This is a genomic window from Paenibacillus sp. D9 (assembly GCF_001188365.1).
GTDB lineage: Bacteria > Bacillota > Bacilli > Paenibacillales > Paenibacillaceae > Paenibacillus_O > Paenibacillus_O humicus.
In genome coordinates this window covers 4,231,737-4,253,643 of the sequence record NZ_JZEJ01000001.1, presented here as the reverse complement: position 1 = coordinate 4,253,643, position 21,907 = coordinate 4,231,737, and the positions used below count along the sequence as shown (strand labels likewise).

The following is a 21,907-nucleotide window of genomic DNA, read 5'->3' as shown; positions in this document are numbered from 1 at the left end:
AACGCCAAAAAAGACCCGGGAGCTTGTCCCGGGTCTTTTTTGGCCTGCCGTTCGGCAGACGGCCCTCTAGCTTTCCAGCGCCGCTTCCCATTCCCGGCGGAGTATGCCCATGCTGATCCGGTCATACAGGCGTCCGTCCCGCCAGACAGCCTCTCTGGCCCTGCCTTCGTGGCGGAAGCCCGCCTTTTCGTACGCCCGGATGCCGCCCGCATTATACTCGATCACATCCAAGCCGACACGGTGCAGATTGAGCTCGTGGAACGCATAGCGCAATAGGATCTTCAGCGCGTCCGAGCCATACCCGCGGCCCCGGTTCTGCGCCTCCCCGATGCCGATCGCGAGCATCCCGGCGCGGTTGTTCCATTCGATGCTGTGGATGGCCGCGAAGCCGATCAGCTCGTCGCCTTCAAGCTCACGCAGACGGAAGTAGACTTCCTTGGAGCCGGGCTCCGACTCCGATTCCATCTGCTTTTCCGTAGCCGGCACCGCGTACTCCGTGTCCACGTTCCGCAAGTAATCGGAATCCTCCATCCAAAGCGCCATTGTGGCGACATCCTCCGGCCTTGGAGCGGCCAGTCGGACGAGCTTTCCTTCAAACAAATTCGGCCTCAGCCCCATATCAAATCCTCCTGTTGGTCTGAAGACGTCGGACCGCTTCCTCTGCGGCAGCCCGGGCTTCGCCAAGCTCCCCGTCAAGCCGGAAATAGAGCGTCTTCAAGAAATAAGCCAGTCCGATACGGGTGTGGAAAGCCGCCAAATAATCCGTTCCTGAAGAAAGGAAGGCTTCATACGCCTCCGGCAGTCCCTGGATCCATCCCGCCAGCGCAGCATCGGCCAGACCGCGTTCCAGCAGCCTGTCGATGACAGTCGTCAGCCTGCTGTCCTCATCGTCGGTATAGACCGTCTCCTTGAAAAAAGCACTCTGCACCGCTGCCAGAATGTCCGGAGCCCGCTCCGGCCGGAACGCCGGATGCCTGACGCAGGCACCAAGCAAATCCGCTCCGTGCGCGATGGCATGGGCCCATCCTTTCTCAGGCACGAAGCCGCGGGTATCCCGCTCTCTTTCCATATAGGACAAGCTTTGGCGGATCGCCTTCTCCGTTTGGGCGCCGCTCAGGACGCCGCTCTTCCTGTCCGCGACGATGACGCATGTCAGCGCCAGAGAGGCGAAGGAGCGCGTGAACACCGTATCGCTCCCTTGTTCCCCGATTCCGCTCATCTGCAGCCCAAGACAGCGCTCCAGCACACGCTCCAGCTGTCCGGGACTCAAATATCCTTCCCCGATCCATTTGGCGAACGCGGAGTAGATGAGCTCGTCCCTCAGCTCCGGGTCTACGGCCCCGATATGATCCAGCATGTCCTCCAAGAGCAGATCGCTATCCTCTTGAAGCCAGTCTCCCTTGCTTGTCTCTGTCATCCGCTGGAGCTTGAGCTTGAGCTCCTCCGATGTCTGTCCCATTTTCACGCCCTCTTTCCTGATTCCTTCAGCTCCCCGTATCTTACCGCTCCGCCGGGAATCCGTCAGGCTCCAGAATGGTTATAGACGTTCTCGACAGCCGTATGCCGCAGCTACAGCAGATACCGCAAATAGACGTACACGCTGGACAGCGCGACCGAGAGCAGCATGAGCGGGAAGCCGTATTTCAGGAACGTCAGGAACCGGATCGGATATCCCTCCCGGGCCGAGATCCCCGCCGCCACGAGATTGGCGCTCGCCCCGATCAAGGTGCCGTTGCCGCCAAGGCAAGCCCCGAGCGCCAGGCTCCACCAGAGCGGCTCCAGGTTGTCGATTCCCATGCTCCCCATGTCCTGGATGAGCGGAATCATCGTGGCGACGAACGGGATATTGTCCAGAAAGGCAGAGGCGATCGCGCTGAGCCATAAAATCAGCATGGACGCGGATTTCATGTCGCCTCCGGTCAGATCCACGGCGTTTTCCGCCAAGCGGCCGATGACGCCCGTGTCGACCAGCCCGCCCACAAGGACGAACAAGCCGATGAAGAAAAACAGCGTCGGCCATTCCACCGCGGCAAGGGATGCCTCCAGCATGCGCTCTCCGGTGAGCAGCAGCAGGATGAACGCTCCTGCCAGCGCCACGGTCGCGGATTCCAGATGCAGCGCCTGATGCAGGAAAAAGCCCGCGATCGTAAGCCCAAGCACCGACAGCGACTTGATGAGCAGCTTCCGGTCATGCAGCAGGCCGTCCTCCTCCATCTCCATCAGTCTCGCCTTCAGCTCCGGCGTCGTGCGCAGCTGCTTGCGGAAGATGAGCATGAAGATCGGCACATAGACCGCCATGATGATGGCGATGATCGGCGCCAGATTTTCGATGAAGGCGAGGAAGGTCAGCTCCTTGACCGCGCTTCCGATCATGATGTTCGGCGGATCGCCGATCAGCGTCGCGGTTCCGCCTGCGTTGGAAGCGATGACCTGGGTAATCAGGAATGGAATCGGGCTGACCTTGAGCCGGCGCGTAATGCTGAACGTGACCGGGACGATGAGCAGGATCGTCGTCACGTTGTCTAGGAAGGCGGAGCCGAGAGCCGTGACGAGCGCCAGCGCGACGAGAATGCGTACCGGCTCGCCCTTGGCCAGCTTGGCGGCCTTTATCGCGGCGTAGGCGAATATGCCGGTCTCGGCGGTGACATGCACGATGATCATCATGCCGATCAGCAGGCCGAGCGTATTGAAGTCGATATGCTCGACCGCCTTATGCTGCTCGACGAGGCCTGCGGCCACGACGATGAGAGCGCCCAGCATGGCGGCGACCGTACGGTGGATTTTTTCGGAAACGATGAACGCGTAGGTAAGCAGAAAAATCGCGACAGCCCATGCAGCCTGCAAAAACAAGACCTCCTGAAGATGACGATAAATGGACAATCATGAAGCTTTCATGATTTTACCATAAAAAAGCGAATCTCTTTAAGCCATCTTCAGCTTCCGATTACTTCCAGCGAACAATCCGGAACGAAAAAAAGGATGTCCTGGAGGCTCGCGCCTTTCGGACATCCTTTTTGGTGCTGTCGATTGCGGCAGGCTCACATCTCCGCAGCGGTGCCGCTCGCGACAGTCGGCACTTCCTGGGCCGCGCCGCGCGTAGCCCACTTGCGGCTGCGCCAGCGCAGCCAGCAGACGAAGCCGCGCAAGTATTCGTCCGCGATCATGCAGGCGTAGATCGCGACCAGCCCCCAGCCGAGATGGATGCTGAAGTAGTAGGCGACGGCTACCGATACGCCCCACATGCTGACTGTCGAGATGACCATCGTGAAGCGGGTATCTCCGACCGCGTTGAGGGAGTCGGCTATCGTCATGTTGAGCATCTTGCCCGGCTGCAGCAGCAGGTTGAGACCGAGCAGGGAAGCGCAGATGGCCAGTATCTCGCTGTCCGAGGTGAACAGCCCCAGCATCTGCCTGCCGAACAGGAACACGAGCAGCGCGTTGCCGATGACGACCAGCTGGCCGATCCAGAGGCCGGTATAGGCGCCCTTGTACGCCTCCCGCATGCGTCCCCCTCCGAACAAGTGGGCGACCCGAATCTGCGTAGCAAGCGCGATCGAGAACCCGATCAGGAAGCAGAACGATTCCAGCGTGTTCATATACGTGCGCGCCGACAGCTCCTTGGCTCCGAGCGAGCCGATGAACGTGAAGATGACGAGCTGGGAGAACACCCAGTTGGCCGAGTATACGCCGAGCGGCCAGCCGATCTTCATGACCTCGGAGAACAGTCCGCGGCTCCAGATCTTGATGTCGCCCCACCAGATGCGGCGCTCGAAGGCGAACAGGAACATGTAGAAGAGCAGCGCCGAGGCGAGCAGGCGGCTGACCAGCGTGCTGACGGCGACTCCCGTCAGTCCCCACTGCGGCAGGCCGAAGGCGCCGAAGATGAAGCCGTAGTTCAAGATGATGTGGATGACATTCATGCCGACGGCCGTGTACATCGGTCCCCGCGTGTTGCCGGTGTTGCGGATCGCCGTGCTCAGCGTGCTCATGACGGCGATCAGGATCATGCCGCCGCCGACGATGGAGATGTAGCGGACCGCCATCGGCACCAGCTCCTCGGGCATCTGCAGCACCCGGGCGATCGGCGCCGGGAACAGGATCAGCACCGCGCTCAGCGCCGCGCCGATGAGGACCGTCGCCTTGAGGGCGATAATGGAAATCGTCCGGGCCTCTTCCTCTTTCCTTGCGCCCAGCTTTTGCGCGATCAGGATGCCTGCGCCGCTGGCGATGACCGTGAAGAGAACCGTCATCGCATTGAACAGCTGATTGGAGAAGCCGACGACCGCTACGGCGTCATCGGACACTTTGCTGACCATCAGCGTATCGGCGGCCCCAAGAAGAAACTGCAGGAACAGCTCGATGAAGATCGGCCACGAGAGCGCCCACAGGGAATAATTACGATTTTTCATTTATGCAACCTCCACCCTGGATAACCTGGTACGGATCGCCCGCACCGGGCTGATGAAAGCCCTTACTTCGCCCAAGCCGCCTAACAACCTAACTTATTAAGGATGATGCGGATTACAAGTGAGTATGGAGCTCATTAGTCAAACCAAATTATAAGTGCTATACTCGCTCTGAGGTATCAAGGATGCAACCTTAACTTTCAAAATTCCAACTTCATTTTCATTCCAAGCAAAGGATAGAGTAGCCCATGAATCTGCTTCAGTTCGCTCTTCCGCCGCTCCCCTTCTATATCAGCAGCGGCCATGAAACGCATGGGCCGGGACTGGTCCATGTCGATCGCCGCAACATCGGCGTGTTCGATCTGCTCGCCGTCAGGCAAGGGACGCTGCACATCGGAGAAGAAGACCGCCGTTATGCCCTCGGCGCGGGAGAAGCGCTCATCCTTCGTCCTGACGCCCATCACTTCGGCACTTCCCCATGCACGGAGACGACCGAGTATTACTGGATGCACTTCGGCCATCAGGGCCATTGGACGGCGACCGACGAGCGGCTGCCGCTCTACCAGAGCCAGCGGGATACGGCCGATTCCTCCGCCAGCGCGGCCTGGAAGATGACCGCGCCGCCCTTCTCCGTCCAGGTTCCGCAGCATTCGGTGCTGCTGCAGCCGGAGCAGGCGTTCGAGCTGCTGGAGCAGCTGACGGCCATCACGCAGAGCGGCCATATGGGCGGCGCTCTCTGGCGCCAGCAGATCCTCTTCCAGGAGCTGCTCCAGCAGCTGTCGGCGGCCATCGACGCCCGCTCCACCTCGCCTTCGGCCGCTTGCGCCACACAGGCGGCCGCCTATCTGCGCCAGCATTACGCCGAGGAGATCAGCGCCCGCGAGATGGCCGACAGCCTCAATTTCCACTCCGTCTATATCGCCCGCTGCATGCAAAAGGAGTTCGGCTGCTCGCCGAAGGAGTACCTGCTCCGCTATCGGATCGGACAGGCCAAGCTGCTGCTTCTGCGCACCGACTATCCGGTCTCCCGCGTCGCGGAAGAGGTCGGCTTCAACCAGGCGGCCTACTTCGCCTCCTGCTTCGCCAAGTACGAGGGCATCTCGCCGCGCAGCTACCGGCTGCGGTTCTCGCATGCCTGAGATTCGCTCCGGTCCATCCCAAGCGAGCCCTACGCGGGAACACGTATGAAACCCCAATGAAACCCCAATGAAACCTTGGTTGCACCCAACTGCGCCAATAATCTTGCGCTGGGATAATGGAGGCCGCCGCTTCCGGAATCGCAGCGCTAGTTTCCTGGCCTTTTTTGGCATCGGCGCTTGAACCTGAAACCGGGCTAGATACTTCCAATCGTCGCTTGAGCTTGTGACCGACTAGATGCTCCTACATCTCCGCTTGAGCTTGTGACCGACTAGAGACTTCTACATCGCCGCTTGAGCCTGAAACCGGGCTAGATACTTCTACTCGCCGCTTGAGCTTGTGACCGACTAGATACTTTTACATCGCCGCTTGAGCTTGTGACCGTTGATATTTCTGCTCGGCCGCTTGGGCAGCCCGACACTTCCACTTCCCGCTTGAGCTTGAACCAGGCTGGTACCTTTACCTGAGAGGGTTTCAAAATAACGGCGGTTGCCCAATTGCAAGCGACCCATCCCCGTTTTGGTCTTGTTCGGTGGTTGTATCGGACATACGTTCCGCTATTTAGGCTTTTTCTTCGTTTTCGTGCCTTTATCGGACATACGATCCGTTATTCCATCCATCTAAATCGGTATTCCAATAATAACGAACAAATAGCGGATCGTATGTCCGATCCGCTTCAATAATGGCCTTTTATCGCAAAATAACGGATCGTATGTCCGATCCGCTTCAATAATGGCCTTTTATCGCAAAATAACGGATCGTATGTCCGATCCGGTTTCCTTTGCCTGAAACAATCCGAACCCCGGCAAGGAACAAGCGCACCTTCAACTTGAGTCCAGCACCTGCACGGCATCCTAACGCCACCCATAATGCGCGCATCCTCGGGCACCGGCAAGCCGTCAATCCCCGGCTATTTCCTCAACGATATCGCGGAGGCAGCTCAGCACCTGCAGCCTAGAGCGGATTCACCTTCACCTGCGAGCCTTTGCCGCTCGTCTGGATGCCGCTTTCCTTGCGGCCGGCTTCCTTCAGATCGGCCAGCAGCCGCTCCAGCACCGCTTTGGCGGCGGCGCCTTCCTTGGCTCCGGACGCCTTGACGACAATCTGGACGGCACTGCCTCCCCGCAGCAGCTTGTCCGCCTGCCGCAGCTTCGTGTCGTAATCATGCTCCTCGATATGCGCGGTGAAGCGAAGCTCCTTGACCTTTTCGCCGCTCTTGCCGCTGTTGCCGCTCTTGCCGCCATGGCTTGGCGCGCCCTTCCCGGCTGTCTTGGCATCTTGGCGAGCCTTGTCCTTGCCCTTCCCTTTCGGTGTCAGGCTGCAAGGCGGCGGGCTGCTCATCAGCGAGGTGCAGACGAGATCCGCTCCGGCCGCCTTCGCCAGCGCCAGCGCTTCCTCCCGGCTGACGACGCCGATCTTCTCTCCATTCAGTCCTGTCAGCATCACCTCGAATGCTTTGATTTGCTCGTTGATCAATACCGCCATAATCGCCTCTTCACAGCCTCTCTTCCGATCTTATTCTGTTAGCATACCCGGCTGGCGGCCTGCATTCAATCCCGTTCATTTGGATTTCGTCAAATAGAGCACCAGATCGTCATCCACGCGGACCTGGCCGCCGGGCTCGACGGGACGGTTGCCGTACATGACTCCTTTTCCGTCCGGAATATATCCCCGTTTGACGTACAGTCTCTGTGCGCTGCCATAATCCGCATACAAGCCGAATCCGATGCCGACTAGATCCGATTTTGCAAAAACCCGCTCCTCCAGCGCTTCGATCAGCCGGCTTCCGACTCCCCGTCTTCTGAACGGCGGGATGACGTCGAAGTTCTGAATTTCAGGGATTCGGTTCTCGGCAAAGTACGGATAATCCGACTTGAATACCACATGTCCCCATCCTGCGAATTCCTTTTCCAGAAAGGCCAGGAATGTTGCTCTTTCTCCCTTTTGGTTCTCTTCCCAGCAGCGCTCGATGTAATCAAGAGGCTTGCCGACGTCGTGGCCGGTCAACCCTTCATAGATGAGCTCGATGTCCTCCCCTGTCATAGGGCGAATTCCGATACCAGTCTCCATGTTCTGCTTCCCTCCCGCGATCAGACGATTCAGGATCATGTTATCACAATGGCGGCAATTCGATTGGTAAAGAACGACTAGATCAAACCTTCCTGAACGCTTCCTCTTCCCCGGTAAATAGACAAAAAGACCAGCCGAATGGGCTGGCCCTGACATATATCGGGAAGCAGTTTTCCCTGGAACTCTGTTATTTCATGGAACTCTATTATTTCATGGAACTCTGTTTTTCCCTGGAACTCTGTTATTCCCTGGAACTCTGTTATTCCCTGGAACTCTGTTATTCCCCGGACCTCCATTATTGGAACTCCATTATTCCCTGAAGCTCCATTATTTCTGAACAGCTTCTCCCGCAAAAGCGCGCACGTCCAGCGGAGCCGCCATATAAGCCTGAGCAGACTTCACAAACGACTGAAAATGCCCGCTGGCATTATGGGCCGCGACAGCCTCCGCATCCTGCCAAAGCTCGACCATCGTGTACGAATGCTCCTGCTCCGTGTTCTTGAGCAGGCTGTACGAAACATTGCCGGCTTCGGCTCGGGAAGCTTCCACCAGCGCCTCGGCGGCGCTTAGGAACTCGCTCTCCGCCTCGCTTTTCACCTTGATGCCTGCATGGATGATAATCATGTCGGTTTCCTCGCTCTCGTGGCCTGATGCCGTTCCATCCGGGCAATCATAGCCTTGTCTTTCTACGCGTATTCCGCTCCGCTATAGCTTCACTCAGCCTGCAGCCTCGTCCTGCTGCGCTTACTTCCACTCCGCTACGCGGTCCACAGCCAAGCGGGTCGTCAGCCGGGCTTCCTTGGCCGCGACGCCGACCGAGATCAGCATGACCGGAACATAGCGGTCCTTCTCCATGCCGAACACGTCGGCGATGCGGCTCTTGTCGTAGCCCCCGATCGGGTTCGTGTCATAACCGCGGGCGCGGGCTGCAAGCATGAGCTGCATCGATACAAGGCCGCTGTCCACCAGAATCATCTCGCGGAAAGCCTGGGCCGGAATCGAAGCGAACAGGCGAGTGTAGTTGGCCATCATCTGGTCCTTCACTTCCTGCGGCAGGAAGCCTCGCTCAACCGCTCCGCCCATGATTTCATCGGCATAATCGAAAGCTTTCATGTCGGCGAAAACGGCAATGACAGCAGACGAAGTGTTGACCTGCGTAGCATTGTTCGGCGCGATCTCGGCCAGAGCCGCTTTCGCCTCCTCGCTTTCAACGACGAGGAATCTCCACGGCTGCAGGTTGACGGAAGATGGAGCCAGGGTCGCTTCCGCCAGAATCTCGGTCATTTCCTCGCGGCTGATTTTGACGGCCGGATCGTATACCCGCACAGAGCGGCGTTCGGAAATGATTTTTTTGTAGTCGTTCGATTTTGTAGATACAGTCATGATTTATCTCTCCCTTGTCTTATCTTCTGTATTTTTATCTCTATCCATCCGTCTTCTTCCCGGAAGCCCGGGTCTCTTTCCAAGCCATGCTTCATTCTAAAAAAATCAGGATGTACCGGCATTTCCGGAACGGCTCAGCGCCGTTTCCACCTGCTGCACCTTGTCGCCGAGCTGCTGCAGCATCCGGACAAGCTCAAGCCGCTCCTCCTCGCGGAGGCCGGACTGCAGCTCTTCCATGAAGCGGTCCTTCTGTTCCTGGTGGGAGCGCAGACGGCTGTGGCCCTCTTCCGTCAGCTGAACGAGCGTCAGACGGTTGTCGCTCTCGCATCGGGTACGGGTGACGAGTCCTTCCGCTTCCAGCTGCTGGACATGCCGGGTGACCGCGGCGGGATCGATCGAGACCGCCTTCTGCAGCTCCGCCTGGCTGATCTGACCGCCGGCCAGCTTGAAGAGCAGCTCGAGCCGATTCGGGCTGATGCCGGCGCAGCGCTCGAACCGGGTCGCGATATGCTTGTTCAGATGAAGGAGCAGACACAACAGATCTTCGGTTCGGCAATTCGGAATGGCAAGAACCTCCTTCCATCGTTTGATGGATCAATGGTTGATGGATCAATGATACAACGGCCAGAGTCGGATTGCAACCATTCCGCATATTCCCGTTTGTCCCGGCTCCCAAAATCCGTTATCCTGATAGGACGACGAACAAGCATTCTCCCCCTGAGGGAAGGCATACATTGGAGACGACATCATCTATGAACGCGAATCTACCCATTCCCTACAAAAAGCCGCTCGGAGCAACCGGACGTTCGCTCCCCTACGCCACTCTCGCCTCCGCGGGAGGAAGTCCCCGGCTCGTGCCGGACAGCGATGCCGACAGCGGCTTCTTCCGCGCGCTCGAGAGCCGCGGCCTGAGCCTGAACGGCCCGCAGATCGAGGCGGTCCGCCACGGCGACGGCCCGCTGCTGACGCTGGCGGGCGCCGGCTCCGGCAAGACGAGCGTGCTCGCCGGCAGAACCGGCTATCTGGTCGCCGTGCGCGGCGCCGACCCGCGCTCGATCCTGCTCGTCACCTTCTCGGTCAAGGCCGCGGCCGAGATGAAGGAGCGCATCGCCGCTCTGCCCGGCATGCCGCCCGGCGCGGCCTCCCAAGTGACGGCCCGCACGTTCCACTCCTTCTTCCTGCAGCTCCTCCGCAGCCGCGGTTACCGCCAGGAGATACTCGGCAGCGGACCCTATCCGATGATCGTGCTCAAGGGCATGATCCGCGAGCTCGGCCTCGGCGACCGGATCGAGCCGGAGACTGCGCTCGCCGCTCTGTCCGAAGCCAAGCTGAGCCTCGTTCCGCTCGAGGAGCTGCCGGACAGGACGCAGGCGGACCGGGAGCTCAAGCGGCTGCTGCTTCGCTTCGAGGAATGGAAGGAACGCGAGCAGCGGATGGATTTCGACGACATCCTGCTCTGGTCCCATCGACTTCTAAGGGAGCAGCCCGGGCTGCTCGCGACGCTTCAGCGGCGCTTCCGCTATATCATGATCGACGAGTTCCAGGATACGAGCCTGCTGCAGTACGAGCTCATCCGCATGCTCGCCGGCGGCCACGGCAATCTGATGGCCGTCGGCGACGACGACCAGACCATTTACGGCTTCAACGGAGCGCGCAGCGAATATATTCTCGGCTTCAAGGATGCTTTTCCCCAGGCCAAAATGATTACGCTGGACACCAATTACCGCTCCACGGCCAGCATCGTCGGCCTCGGCAACGAAGTGATCAAGCATAACAAGGCCCGCTTTCCGAAGACGCTGAAGGCCGTGGCCACAAGCCGGGACGTGCCGCTGTACATCCGTCCTTTCACGACCGATCAGGAAGCGCTCGCCGTGACCGCCCATATCCGGGAACGGGTAGAGGAAGGCGCACGGGCCTATGGCGATTTCGCCATCCTGTACCGTACCGCAAGCAACAGCCGCGCCATGTTCGAGCAGCTCGTCCTCTCGGAGATCCCGTTCCAGATCCAGGATACCGGGGACCTGTTCTACGACCAGTCCGCCGTCAAGCCGCTCGTGGACTATATGAGGCTGTCGGTCAAGCGGCGCGATTTCACCGCTATGGAAGGCGTCCTGCCTTCCATGTATGTCAACCGGCATAAGGGCATGGCCCACATCCGGGCCAAGGACGATCCCCGTCCCAAGAAAGGCCCGCTCATCCATCTGCTCACGATGGAAGGGCTTAAGGATTTCCAGAAGGAGCAGATCCAAGCCCGCATTACGTTCGTCAAAGGACTCAAGGCGCTCAAGCCGGCCGATGCCGTGCGGCGCATGCGCAAGGAGTTTTACGACGCCTACCTCGATGCGGAGCAGGCTGGAGCCTCTTCCGCAGGCTCAATCGCAGCGGGGGCGACAGCGCATAAGGAGACGCTTCGCGAATCGCTGGACGAGCTGGAGTCCTCCGCCGCGCGATTTGCCGACGTCCCGTCATTCCTTACCTTCGTCTCGAAAATGGCGGAGCGCCATGCGCAGATGAAGTCCTTGCCGCCCGATGCGGCCAAGGATGCCGTCAAGCTCATGACGATCCACAAATCGAAGGGCCTTGAATTCCCCGCCGTCGCCATCATCGGGGCTTCGGAAGGCATCCTGCCGCACAGCCTTGCGCTGGAGGCGGACAAGCTGGCCGGCGGCGCCGATTCCGATCCGGCAGCCCGCAAGGAAGCCGCGCTTGAGGAAGAGCGCCGGCTTGCTTACGTGGCGATCACGCGGGCCAAGGAAGAGCTGCTGGTCAGCTCTCCCGCCACCTACCGCGGCCGCAAAATCGACGTCTCCCGGTTTTTGCTGGCTGCCTTCCAGTCTTCTCCGGTTTCCTCCGGCCAGCCTTCGGGCGCGGTGGAGAAGCAAGTCCCTTCAGCCGCATCCAAGCCTGCTGCGCGGGCTGCGGAGAAGCCAGCCGCGGCCGGGGTGCTTGCTTCCCGGGCAGCCGCTGCCAAAGCGTTTAAAAGCAAGTAGGCTTCACAAGCTGGTTCAGCCGCAAACACTCTTGAACTAGCTTTCCAGGCTGCGGCGGTAAAAGCATTCAAGCCGCTTTTCCGGATTTGCCGCCTTACCGGCCGACTCGTTCTATGTACAGTCCCCCGCATCCAGCGGGGGATTTTTGCTTAGCTTTTTTTACGGTTTGCTTTGGTCGCTTTGCCGCTGAAAGCCGCTTTGGCATCCGAAGTGAGCTCATTGGAAAACTCGGTGTCATTTTCAGCAAAAGTGTTCAGCTTCGTGGATTGGACCTCTGCTTTGGATGCTTTGTTCTTGCCCATGAGTGGACCTCCCGGATATCGAAATGTGAAGCGATGTTAGCTTGTGAAGCCGCCGGCCATTTCATTCATCGCACATCCACTAGGCGGCGCTCACATGCCGGGGGCGGAGGCAAGCCCGGTCTCGGGTCCAGGTGCAATTACATTCGGGAGTCCGTGTCGCCGTTTCCGGCAAGGAGGTACAATAAGGACATCAAGCAGCGCCGCAGGGCGCCGCGCCAAGAGGAGAATGCATGAGTATGAGAACCTTGTATCGTTCGCGCACAGATCGCAAGCTTGCGGGGGTATGCGGAGGAATCGGCCGCACATACGGCATTGATCCCGGATTGCTCCGGATCGGCTTCATCGCCGCAGCCGTATTCAGCTGCGGTACGGCCCTCCTGATCTATGCCGCCGCCGCTGTCATCCTTCCCAAGGAGTCCGGCTTCGCGGCACCGCCTCCCCCGGATTCCTACACCTACCGCTAAGCCGAGACGACTGCCGCACGAATAAAGCCCGCCATACCCAATATAAAGGAGTGCATCCCATGAGCGTATTCGACCGGATCATGAACCTGACCAAAGCTACCGCCAACGAAGTCATCAGCAAGCTTGAAAATCCCGTTTTGATGATGAATCAGTATATCCGCAATATGGAAGAGGAAATCGACGGCATGAAAAGCGAGCTCAGCCGCCAGCAATCCGCCTCCCGCGCTTACAAGCAGCGCCTCGATGAATGCGAGCAGCTGTCGCAGCACAACCAGCTCAAAGCCGAAGAGGCATTGGCCGAAGGCCGCGAGTCGGAAGCGCGCCTTGCCCTCGAAACCAAACTCCGTTATTCGGAGCAGGCGGCTGAATACGGCCGCCTGTACGATCAAGCCAAGCATGCTTCTGCCGAGCTCGATATCCGCCTCGAAGGCGCCCAGGAAGAGCTCGCCCGCCTTGTCCAGAAGCGCTCCGATCTGAGCGAGCGCCTGCAAAAAGCGGAAGCTGCCGCAGAGCGCAAGGCGCCGAGCTTCTCTCATGGCTTCGAGCCGGGAATCGCTTCACGCGGATTCGACCGGATCGAGGAGAAAATTCTTCAATGGGAAGCTCAGCTCGGCCTCTCCAGAGACTACAAGCCCGGCTCCGGCACAGCAGCTTCTTCCTATGAGCCGTCTGCGCCAGCCCCGGATTCCGGCCGCGCCTCCGTCATTGACGAGCAGCTCGCCGAACTCCGCCGCAAGATGAAAAGCGAATAACGAACATTAACCTTGAGCCCTTCGAGCGGACTTCTGCCGAAGGGCTTTTCTTGTATTCTTACGGCTCCTTTTACCGGCCGGGGGCTCTTTTTGCATGCCCGCCGAATCTTATGATGCCTATGGACTTTTTTCGATGCCCATGAACTCCTTGAATGCCAAGGGCTTCTTCTCAAGCGGAACGTTTCCTGCAAAATATCCCCGCAGATTCTCAAGCCCTACTTGATTAAGCCTCCCCTGATTGGAACATTTGTTCCTGTCGGTTTCCATTGCTGACAGACTGTTGTCACTCCAAGCTCCTAAGATAAGGAAGTACAGAGCCGGAACGACCACCCTATCATTCCTATCAAAGGAGAGAGCATTGATGACCTACGAACAGATCCACCTCTTTGAAATCGAAATCAGGGAATTCCACAAACGCTCCAGTCGGGGCCTGCCTCCTCTGCTGCCGAATAAAGGAACCGAATTCAACCGATCCGAACACATGGGAACTCCCTCCCGCAAGCGATTGAATCCCATACATTCCGTATTCGCTCTTCGAATCAAACGATAAAAAAACCTCCGGCGTCCATAAAGGATACCAGAGGTTCGTTCTCGATCAAAAAAGCATTAAGCATAATGGCAGGCAGCCAGATGGCCAGGGTTCGGGCCGACTTGGCGCAGCTCCGGCACTTCGGCCGCGCAGCGCTCTGTAGCTGCCGGGCAGCGTGTACGGAAAGGGCAGCCGCTCGGAGGGCTGATCGGGCTCGGCAGATCGCCGCGAAGCACGATGCGCTCCTTGGTCGCCTCGAAGTCCGGATCCGGTACCGGAATGGACGACAGCAGCGCCTGGGTGTACGGATGGCGCGGGTCGGCGTACAGATCGTCGCTCTCCGCGATCTCCACCAGCTTGCCGAGATACATAACCGCGATCCGGTCGCTGATATGCTTGACCATCGCCAGGTCATGCGCGATGAACAGATAGGTCAGGCCCTCCGTCTTCTGCAGGTTTTGCAGAAGGTTGACGACCTGAGCCTGGATGGACACGTCGAGCGCCGAGATCGGCTCGTCCGCCACGATGAACTTCGGATCCACCGCGAGCGAGCGGGCGATGCCGATCCGCTGGCGTTGGCCGCCGGAGAATTCATGCGGGTAACGTGTCAGATGGGACGGATTCAGGCCGACCTTGTCGAGAAGCCTCTCGACGGCCAGCTTGCGCTCCTTTTTGCTCGGCGTCAGGCCGTGCACATCCAGCGGCTCGGCGATGATGTTCTCGACCGTCCAGCGCGGGTTGAGGGAGGCGTAAGGATCCTGGAACACCATCTGCATCTCGCGGCGCAGAGCCTTGAGCTTGGCGCCCTTCATCGAGTAGATGTTCTCGCCGTTGAAATTAACCGATCCGGAGGTCGGCTCGTACAGACGCATGATCGTGCGTCCGGCCGTCGACTTGCCGCAGCCGGATTCGCCGACCATGCCGAGCGTTTCGCCCTTGCGGATGGACAAATTCAGTCCGTTCACGGCTTTCAGCGTTTTGTTCTTGCCGACATCGAAGAACTTGCTGAGGTCGTTTACATCCAGCATCGCATGATTGCTGTTGCTCATACTGTTCGTCCTCCTTACTCCGGCTTGGCGTGAAGCCAGCACTTGGATTCATGGGTCGGGCTGTGCGTGAACATATACGGATCGACTTCGACGCATACTTCCATCGCGTGCGGGCAGCGGGCCGCGAACGGACAGCCGTGAGGCGGGTTGGCCATATCCGGAGGCGTGCCTTCAATCGGGATCAGCGGCTCGTCTTTTCTCTGATCCATGCGCGGCAAGGACTTCAGAAGACCTTGGGTGTAAGGATGCTGAGGGTTTTTAAAGATTTCGAACTTGTTGCCTCGCTCCACGACCTGTCCGGCATACATAACAATAACTTTATCACACATGTCGGCAACGATGCCAAGGTCATGGGTGATAAGAATGATCGACGTGCCGAGCTTCTCCTGCATGTCCTTCATGACCTGAAGGATCTGAGCCTGAATCGTGACGTCGAGAGCGGTCGTCGGCTCATCGGCGATGAGCAGCGTAGGGTCGCAGCTCAGCGCGATGGCGATCATCGCGCGCTGGCGCATGCCGCCGGAGAATTCATGCGGATACTGCTTGACGCGGGCTTCCGGATTCGGAATGCCGACGATCCGCAGCATTTCGACGGCGCGCTTCTCGGCGTCGCCGCGGGACATATTCTGATGGCGGACCAGCACTTCAATAATCTGTCCGCCGATGGTCATCGTCGGATTGAGCGATGTCATGGGATCCTGGAATATCATGCCGATATCGCGGCCGCGTACGGATTCCATTTGCTTCTCGGTCTTCTTCAGCAGGTCGCTGCCTTCGAAAACGATCGAGCCGTCCTTGAAAACGCCCGGAGGCGTAGGAATCAGACGCATAATGGATTGGGCCGTGACGCTCTTGCCGGATCCGGACTCGCCGACGATTGCCAGCGCCTCTCCTTTGTCCATCGAGAAGGAGACGCCGCGTACGGCCTGCACTTCGCCGCCGCGGACGCGGAAAGAGACGCGCAGGCCGTCGACTGTAAGAATCGGTTCCATAAGAGTTTCACCTTCCTCATGTCGGTGGTAGCTAGTAAGTTGAATGTCGCTATCGATGCGCTTCGCAGGTCGGATGTCCCTTTCAATCGCTGTTGAAGCCCGGATTCCTTCATTGTCCATCCCCTTACAGGGTTGGAATCCGGTCTTCAAAGGCGAGCGCTGTCGCTTTTCCGGGGACATTCCGCCTGCTGCGCCGAACAGCAAGCATTCAACTTCATCTTGTCGGGGTATAGAAGTCATCCGGCTGCCCGTCTCAGCAGCAGCGGAGACAGAGCTTTCGATAGTCGGGTCTTCCTATTCCACCTTGGTTTTCGGATCGAATGCATCGCGCAGGCCATCGCCGAAAATGTTGAAAGCCAGCATGGCGATACAGAGAAGTCCGGCCGGGAACAGAAGCGTCCAAGGGTACAGCTGATAACTTACGATCGAATCGTTGATCATCGTTCCCCATGATGCAGCCGGGGATTGCACGCCTAGACCGAGGAAGCTCAGGAAAGCTTCGGCGAAAATCGCGCTCGGAACGGTCAGCGTCATCGTGACGATGATAGGGCCCATCGTATTCGGAATCAGATGCTTGAAAAGGATGCGGAATCCGCCGGAGCCGACAGCTTGAGCCGCCAGGACGTATTCCTGATTTTTGAGCTGCTTGATCTGGCCTCGCACGATCCAGGCCATGTTGATCCATCCCGTCGCGCTAAGGGCGATGATGATGGTGAGCATGCCTTGTCCCAGCACGACGCCGAGCAGGATAACGACGAGCAGGTAAGGAATCGAATAAAGGATTTCGGTGATCTTGTTGAGCACTTCATCGACTTTGCCGCCGAAGAAGCCCATGATGCCGCCGATGATGATGCCGAGAATGACATCGGCAAGCGCGGCGATGATGCCCACGGTCAGAGAGATTTGCGCGCCTTTCCAGCTCCGCGCGAAGATATCGCGTCCGAGGTCGTCGGTGCCGAAGTAATGATCGGCTCCGGGAGGCAGGAAAGAATTGAGCAGGCTTGTCGTGCGGAAGTCGTATTTGGTCATCATCGGGCCGAAGATGGCCATCAGAATGAGCAGAATCAGAACGACGCCGCCAGCCATGGCGAACTTGTTGGAAGTCAGCTTCATCATCGCGAGCTTCCAGGTCGTGTAGCTTGGCGCCATCTGCTGCTGGATGTTCTCCCGCTTCTTCAGCGGAATGAACTTTTTCGGATCCGGCAAAGGCCGGCGTTGGTCAGTTGTGTTGTCCATGTTGGAATCAGCCTCCTTTGCTCTTCTTCATGCGCGGATCCACCAGCGCGTAGCCGATATCGGCCAGGAACCTTGCCACCATGAGAATGACCGCGTAAAACAGCGTGATGCCCATAATCAGCGGATAATCGCGGTTCGCGATGCTGTCCGTGAAGAATTTGCCCAAGCCTGCGATGGCATAGATTTTCTCGACGACGACGGAGCCGGTGATGACGTTGGCGCTCATCGGGCCGAGATAGGTGACGACCGGCAGAATCGCATTGCGCAATCCGTGGCGCAGCACAATGCGCATAGGAGACAGCCCCTTGGCCTTGGCTGTACGGATGTAATCTGCGGTCAGCACTTCAAGCATGGAAGAGCGTGTCAAGCGGGTGATGAAAGCGATCGGCAGCGCGGAGAGCGCGATCGTAGGCAATACGTAATCCATCGGTCCTGCAAGTCCGGCGACGTTGAACCAGGTGACTTTGACGCCAAGCAGATACTGCATGACGGAACCGACGACGAAGTTCGGAATGGAAATGCCGAGAATGGCGACAAACACGGCAATCTTGTCGATCAGCTTGCGGTTGTACATCGCGGCGATCATGCCGAGCGCCACGCCTACGATGACAGAGACGACAACGGCGACAAGGCCGAGCTTGAGGGAGTTGCCGAACGATTGGGAAATGATGTCGGTAACAAAACGCCCCGGCGTCTTGAGCGACTCGCCCAATTCACCTTGGAACAGGTTTTTCATATAAGTCAGGTATTGCTGCCACAACGGCTTGTCCAGACCGTAATATTTCATCATCGCATCAATGGTGGCCTGCGAGTTTTTTTCGTTAAGGAAAGGGTTGCCCGGAACGGCTTTCATCAGGAAAAACGTCGCTGACGCTAGCACGACGAGCGAGATGACGATATTGATGAGCCTCCGAACGATGAATCGAAACATTCCAGCACCTCTTTTCGTTACCCAGCCCAACCGCAAAGAAAGAAGGGACGGCCGGAGACGGTCCGGTGTCCAGCACCGGACGGCGGCTCCAGCCGCGATCCCTTCTTCTCTCTGTCAGCTGTTCAGCGGTATGGCTTATTTCTCAAAGTAACCGTTGTTGTAGTTGATGTTGCCGGCATAATCCATGATAACGTCTTTGACTTTTGGATTAACCAGTTCGGAGCTCGTGTAGTAGTAGATCGGCATTACAGCCATTTCGTCCTCGATGAGGATTTTTTCGGCTTGCGCCATCATTTTCACGCGATCCGCTTGAACCGGGGAAGCATAAGCGTCCTTGATCAGCTTGTCGTATTCTGGGTTTTTGTGGCCGATGTCGTTGTTGCCGCCGCCCGTTACGTACAGGTCGAGGAACGTCATGGCATCGTTGTAGTCGGCGCCCCAGCCTGCGCGGGCGATGTCGTAGTTAAGAGCGGTACGGTTTTTCAGGAAGACTTTCCACTCTTGGACTTCCGGCTTCACTTCGATGCCGAGGTTCGTTTTCCACATGTCGACTACAGCTTCAGCGATTTGCTTATGCGCATCGGAGGTGTTGAAGAGCAGCGTCGTCGCAGGGAAGGAAGCCATGCCTTCTTCTTTCAGACCTTCGGCAAGCAGCGTTTTCGCTTGAGCGACGTCTTCCTTGAAGTAAGCATCCTGCGTTTCCTCGCGGAAGCTCTTCGATTCGCCCGTGATGCTTGGCGGTACGAAGCCGAAGGCCGGTTTTTGGCCGCCGGATACGACGCGGTCGATCAGCAGCTGGCGGTCGATCGCCATCGAGAGGGCTTTGCGGACCTTGGCGTTGTTGAACGGCTTCTTCGACTGGTTGAAGATATAGAAGTACGTGTTCGCCGTGTCTTTGATTTGCAGCTTGTCGCTGTTCTCTTTGCGCAGCTTGGCCAGTTGCGGCAGCGGAATCGTGCCGGTCGGCGCTCCTGCCCAGTCCAGCTTGCCCGTATTGAAGCTGTTGAACTCGGTGTTGGAGTCTGCGATCATGGAGAACTGGACTTTTTGCAGCTTCACGTCGGCTTTGCCGTAGTAGCCGTCGTTCGGAGTGAGCTCAACGGAATCGTTGTGCTTCCAGGCAGCGAGCTTGAACGGTCCGTTGCTGGAGAACGTTGCCGCTTCGTTGGCCCAGTTCGGATCCTTCTCGGCTGCGACTTTGTCTACAGGGAAGTATGTGTAGAACGTCTGCAGGCTGAGGAAGTAAGTCGTCGGGTTTTTCAGCTTGACTTCCAGCGTGCTGTCGTCGATCGCCTTGACGCCAACGGCATCTACGCTGCCTTTGCCCGTGTTGTACTCTTCAGCGCCGGCCAGGTAGTAAAGCTGGTAAGCGTAAGGAGCTGGTGTAGCCGCTTTCGGATCCAGCGTGCGTTTCCAGGAGAACTCGAAGTCATGAGCCGTGACCGGGTTGCCGGAGGACCATTTGGAGCCTTGGCGAATGTGGAACGTGTACGTTTTGCCGTCTTCGGAAACATCCCATTTCTCGGCCATGCCTCCAACGATCTCGCCGTTCTTATCGGCTTTCGTCAGACCTTCGAACAGGCCGTTTGCAACCGTGCCGGACACGTTGTCCTGCATCAGAGCCGGGTCCAAAGTAGGAGGCTCGGAAGTGAGGTTCATGCGGAAGACTTGATCTGCGGCCAGGTTGCCGGCTGCTTCGCCGCCGGTATTTTCGGCGGTGTTCGTTGCCGTGTTGCCGGCCGCATCTCCGCCGGTGTTGCCGGTATTGCCGGAGTTGCTGTTATTGTTGCCGTCGCCGCATGCTGCAAGCACGCTGCCTGCGATCATCAGTGCTGCCAGTGTCAATCCTGTCTTTTTGTACACTAACCTTACACGCCCCTCACATTAATGGTTGAATAGCATAAATGAATTATACTATTACATAGTAAGAATAACAACTTGCATTATTTTCTTTCGGCCGATAAATTTATTCGCGCCTCAAGGAGAATTCTCAATTTTTTACACTTATAATTATTCAATGTTAATTTCATCACACTGACGCTTCATTCAATTAACGCAATTATTTGATAAAGTATTATTCATAGGAGCCGCAACGGATGAAATGATTTATCGGAAAACTTGCCCTATTCTTTACAATTTCTAAGCAAATCAAGATGAATTTTTATTTATGGATTCTCATCTTTATTTATAAATTCCCCGAGCTGTTCCGGTCTTCTACAACCGGCAAACGACCTCTCCCCGACCAGCCGGCAAAAGCCCCGATAGAACCCGCCGGCTGTTTCCAATCCCGCCACTGTCCTATTCTCACCTGACTTCCCTTCTATATACATGGTTCCCTGGAAGGATTGCCGTTTCCCACACTTCCTTCCAGATCCCGAATCGCCTTTTACATAAATAGGCATCCCGGCCCTCTTGAAGAGGCGGGAAGCCTAATTAGGTGCCACGTCCATGTCAGCTATGGACAGTTACCGCTGTTCCATTTTCTTGCGGGTCCGATATTCCGTCGGCGTCTGCATGAATCTCTTGCGGAATACTTGCGTGAAATGGCGCATGTCCTGATATCCGATCCGCTCCGCGATATCCGCGAGCTTCAGATCCGATTCCCGCAGCAGCAGCTTGGCTTCCTCCAGCCTCAGCCCGATGATGTAGTCCTTGAAGCCCTGCCCGGTCTTCTGCTTGAACAGCTGGCTGAAGTAGACCGGATTGAGGTAAACGACGGAAGCGATCCTCTCGAGCGATAGAGTTTCTTCCTTATAATGCGCCTCAATATACTGGAGCGCGACTTCAATCGCCTTGTTGTCGCTGCCTCCCTTGATCCGGACCGCCTCCTCCTGTCCGGCCGCGGCATGCGATGCCTGGCGGGCAAGCTTCATGATCGTGTCCGGGACGGAACGGATCTCCTTCATGACGCCGCTGCTTGCTATTCGGAAAGGAAGCTTCAGATAATGGCCCAAATATCCCCGCAGCGAAGCGATCAGCTGGGCAAACGCGTCCTCGGTCTCTACGGAAGCGAGCCCGATCAGCGTCAGCCGGTCGTAGCTGACGACGAAGCCTTCGCCGTAACGGCCGATGAGCTCGGAGAACACATTGTCCACGATGAAATGCTCCAGCCCCGCATCGCGGCTGCCCGCCTCCAAACGGACGACGACGAGATAAAATTCCGGATACCGGTCCATGAGCGGCCCGATGTCCAGGTTTCGGATATCATGGCCTGCAGCCAGCCTTTGGAACATGCCTTCCCGCAAGTATTTCAAATTCGTCCTCAGCAGCTCGCTTTGCTTGACCTCCGACCGCTCCCGGCCAAGCTCCGCCTCCAGCTCTTCCAGAAGCTCGACGAGCCGCTTTTTACCGATCGGCTTCAACAGATAGTCCTTGGCCCCCAGCTGCACCGCCTTCTGCGCATAGGAAAATTCCGAATGAGCCGATATGACGACCCATTTGATTCCGGGATGCTTCGCTCTCGACAGCTGCATGAACTCCAGACCGTTCATGCCGGGCATGAGGATGTCCGTCAGCACGATATCGATCGGATGCTCCGTAAGCAGCTTCGCCGCTTGATCGGCGGAATCCGCCAAGTGGATCGTATATCCGGGCCGTGCCTGCTCCAGCGTCCGTCTCACCCCTGTCCGGATGATGCTTTCATCGTCGGCGACCAGAATATGCATG

At 57.7% G+C, this 21,907-nt stretch carries 21 protein-coding genes; 4 read left to right on the top strand and 17 right to left on the bottom strand.

Annotation, left to right across the window (positions count from 1 at the left end; translation table 11 throughout):
* Positions 1 to 66 precede the first annotated feature (66 nt).
* The 4 genes from VE23_RS19120 to VE23_RS19105 all read right to left on the bottom strand — a co-directional run bounded on the left by VE23_RS19120 (position 67) and on the right by VE23_RS19105 (position 4,409).
* The gene (locus tag VE23_RS19120; RefSeq protein ID WP_048746823.1) at positions 67 to 618 is read right to left on the bottom strand and encodes a GNAT family N-acetyltransferase; all 552 of its coding nucleotides are present in this window, start codon (positions 616 to 618) and stop codon (positions 67 to 69) included.
* A gap of 1 nt (position 619) precedes the next feature.
* Positions 620 to 1,459, bottom strand: a complete 840-nt coding sequence (locus VE23_RS19115; protein WP_049868814.1) for a DUF2785 domain-containing protein — start codon at positions 1,457 to 1,459, stop codon at positions 620 to 622.
* Positions 1,460 to 1,569: 110 nt separating this feature from the next.
* Positions 1,570 to 2,850 carry an ArsB/NhaD family transporter gene (locus VE23_RS19110; RefSeq protein WP_048746827.1) on the bottom strand — a complete coding sequence of 427 codons (1,281 nt, stop codon included), beginning with the start codon at positions 2,848 to 2,850 and terminating at the stop codon, positions 1,570 to 1,572.
* Between the two features lie 188 nt (positions 2,851 to 3,038).
* Complete coding sequence (locus tag VE23_RS19105; RefSeq protein ID WP_021881909.1) at positions 3,039 to 4,409, bottom strand: MATE family efflux transporter; 1,371 nt, start codon at positions 4,407 to 4,409, stop codon at positions 3,039 to 3,041.
* Positions 4,410 to 4,654: 245 nt separating this feature from the next.
* Between VE23_RS19105 and VE23_RS19100 the strand changes: the two genes are divergently transcribed.
* On the top strand, positions 4,655 to 5,545 hold the full coding sequence (locus tag VE23_RS19100; RefSeq protein WP_021881908.1) for a helix-turn-helix transcriptional regulator: 891 nt from the start codon (positions 4,655 to 4,657) through the stop codon (positions 5,543 to 5,545).
* 952 nt (positions 5,546 to 6,497) lie between these two features.
* Here the strand turns inward: VE23_RS19100 and infC are convergent.
* The 6 genes from infC to VE23_RS19070 all read right to left on the bottom strand — a co-directional run bounded on the left by infC (position 6,498) and on the right by VE23_RS19070 (position 9,533).
* Entirely contained in the window at positions 6,498 to 7,028 is a 531-nt protein-coding gene (gene infC / locus VE23_RS19095) for a translation initiation factor IF-3 (protein WP_049868813.1), read from the bottom strand.
* 75 nt (positions 7,029 to 7,103) lie between these two features.
* A complete protein-coding gene (locus tag VE23_RS19090) occupies positions 7,104 to 7,613 on the bottom strand; it encodes a GNAT family N-acetyltransferase (protein WP_049868812.1) in 510 nt (169 codons plus the stop codon).
* Between the two features lie 77 nt (positions 7,614 to 7,690).
* Positions 7,691 to 7,966: a hypothetical protein gene (locus tag VE23_RS19085; RefSeq protein WP_157053999.1), complete on the bottom strand. Its 276-nt coding sequence runs from the start codon at positions 7,964 to 7,966 to the stop codon at positions 7,691 to 7,693.
* Positions 7,941 to 8,237: a putative quinol monooxygenase gene (locus tag VE23_RS19080; RefSeq protein ID WP_049868810.1), complete on the bottom strand. Its 297-nt coding sequence runs from the start codon at positions 8,235 to 8,237 to the stop codon at positions 7,941 to 7,943. Before VE23_RS19080 ends, VE23_RS19085 begins: the two co-directional genes overlap by 26 nt.
* A gap of 120 nt (positions 8,238 to 8,357) precedes the next feature.
* Positions 8,358 to 8,996, bottom strand: a complete 639-nt coding sequence (locus VE23_RS19075; RefSeq protein ID WP_048746836.1) for a nitroreductase family protein — start codon at positions 8,994 to 8,996, stop codon at positions 8,358 to 8,360.
* Positions 8,997 to 9,101: 105 nt separating this feature from the next.
* Complete coding sequence (locus VE23_RS19070; protein ID WP_232316998.1) at positions 9,102 to 9,533, bottom strand: MarR family winged helix-turn-helix transcriptional regulator; 432 nt, start codon at positions 9,531 to 9,533, stop codon at positions 9,102 to 9,104.
* A 215-nt stretch (positions 9,534 to 9,748) separates the two neighbouring features.
* Between VE23_RS19070 and VE23_RS19065 the strand changes: the two genes are divergently transcribed.
* Positions 9,749 to 11,986, top strand: a complete 2,238-nt coding sequence (locus tag VE23_RS19065) for an ATP-dependent helicase (protein ID WP_049868808.1) — start codon at positions 9,749 to 9,751, stop codon at positions 11,984 to 11,986.
* Positions 11,987 to 12,135: 149 nt separating this feature from the next.
* Here VE23_RS19065 and VE23_RS26645 read toward each other — a convergent pair whose 3' ends face one another.
* On the bottom strand, positions 12,136 to 12,288 hold the full coding sequence (locus VE23_RS26645) for a hypothetical protein (RefSeq protein WP_021879041.1): 153 nt from the start codon (positions 12,286 to 12,288) through the stop codon (positions 12,136 to 12,138).
* 230 nt (positions 12,289 to 12,518) lie between these two features.
* Between VE23_RS26645 and VE23_RS19060 the strand changes: the two genes are divergently transcribed.
* Both VE23_RS19060 and VE23_RS19055 read left to right on the top strand, forming a co-directional pair.
* Positions 12,519 to 12,752: a PspC domain-containing protein gene (locus VE23_RS19060; RefSeq protein ID WP_232313100.1), complete on the top strand. Its 234-nt coding sequence runs from the start codon at positions 12,519 to 12,521 to the stop codon at positions 12,750 to 12,752.
* A gap of 59 nt (positions 12,753 to 12,811) precedes the next feature.
* Positions 12,812 to 13,504 (top strand): PspA/IM30 family protein, encoded by a 693-nt coding sequence (locus VE23_RS19055; protein WP_049868807.1) that lies wholly within the window; start codon positions 12,812 to 12,814, stop codon positions 13,502 to 13,504.
* Positions 13,505 to 14,110: 606 nt separating this feature from the next.
* Here VE23_RS19055 and VE23_RS19045 read toward each other — a convergent pair.
* From VE23_RS19045 to VE23_RS19020, 6 genes are all read right to left on the bottom strand, one after another.
* Positions 14,111 to 15,082 carry an ABC transporter ATP-binding protein gene (locus VE23_RS19045; RefSeq protein WP_048747126.1) on the bottom strand — a complete coding sequence of 324 codons (972 nt, stop codon included), beginning with the start codon at positions 15,080 to 15,082 and terminating at the stop codon, positions 14,111 to 14,113.
* Positions 15,083 to 15,096: 14 nt separating this feature from the next.
* The gene (locus tag VE23_RS19040) at positions 15,097 to 16,074 is read right to left on the bottom strand and encodes an ABC transporter ATP-binding protein (protein WP_048747125.1); all 978 of its coding nucleotides are present in this window, start codon (positions 16,072 to 16,074) and stop codon (positions 15,097 to 15,099) included.
* A gap of 294 nt (positions 16,075 to 16,368) precedes the next feature.
* A complete protein-coding gene (locus VE23_RS19035; protein WP_021879047.1) occupies positions 16,369 to 17,310 on the bottom strand; it encodes an ABC transporter permease in 942 nt (313 codons plus the stop codon).
* 7 nt (positions 17,311 to 17,317) lie between these two features.
* Positions 17,318 to 18,241, bottom strand: coding sequence for an ABC transporter permease (locus VE23_RS19030; RefSeq protein WP_048747123.1), 924 nt, complete (start codon positions 18,239 to 18,241; stop codon positions 17,318 to 17,320).
* A 135-nt stretch (positions 18,242 to 18,376) separates the two neighbouring features.
* Positions 18,377 to 20,104: a peptide ABC transporter substrate-binding protein gene (locus VE23_RS19025; RefSeq protein WP_307721804.1), complete on the bottom strand. Its 1,728-nt coding sequence runs from the start codon at positions 20,102 to 20,104 to the stop codon at positions 18,377 to 18,379.
* A gap of 602 nt (positions 20,105 to 20,706) precedes the next feature.
* Positions 20,707 to 21,906 (bottom strand): response regulator, encoded by a 1,200-nt coding sequence (locus VE23_RS19020; RefSeq protein WP_021879051.1) that lies wholly within the window; start codon positions 21,904 to 21,906, stop codon positions 20,707 to 20,709.
* Position 21,907: the final 1 nt, after the last annotated feature.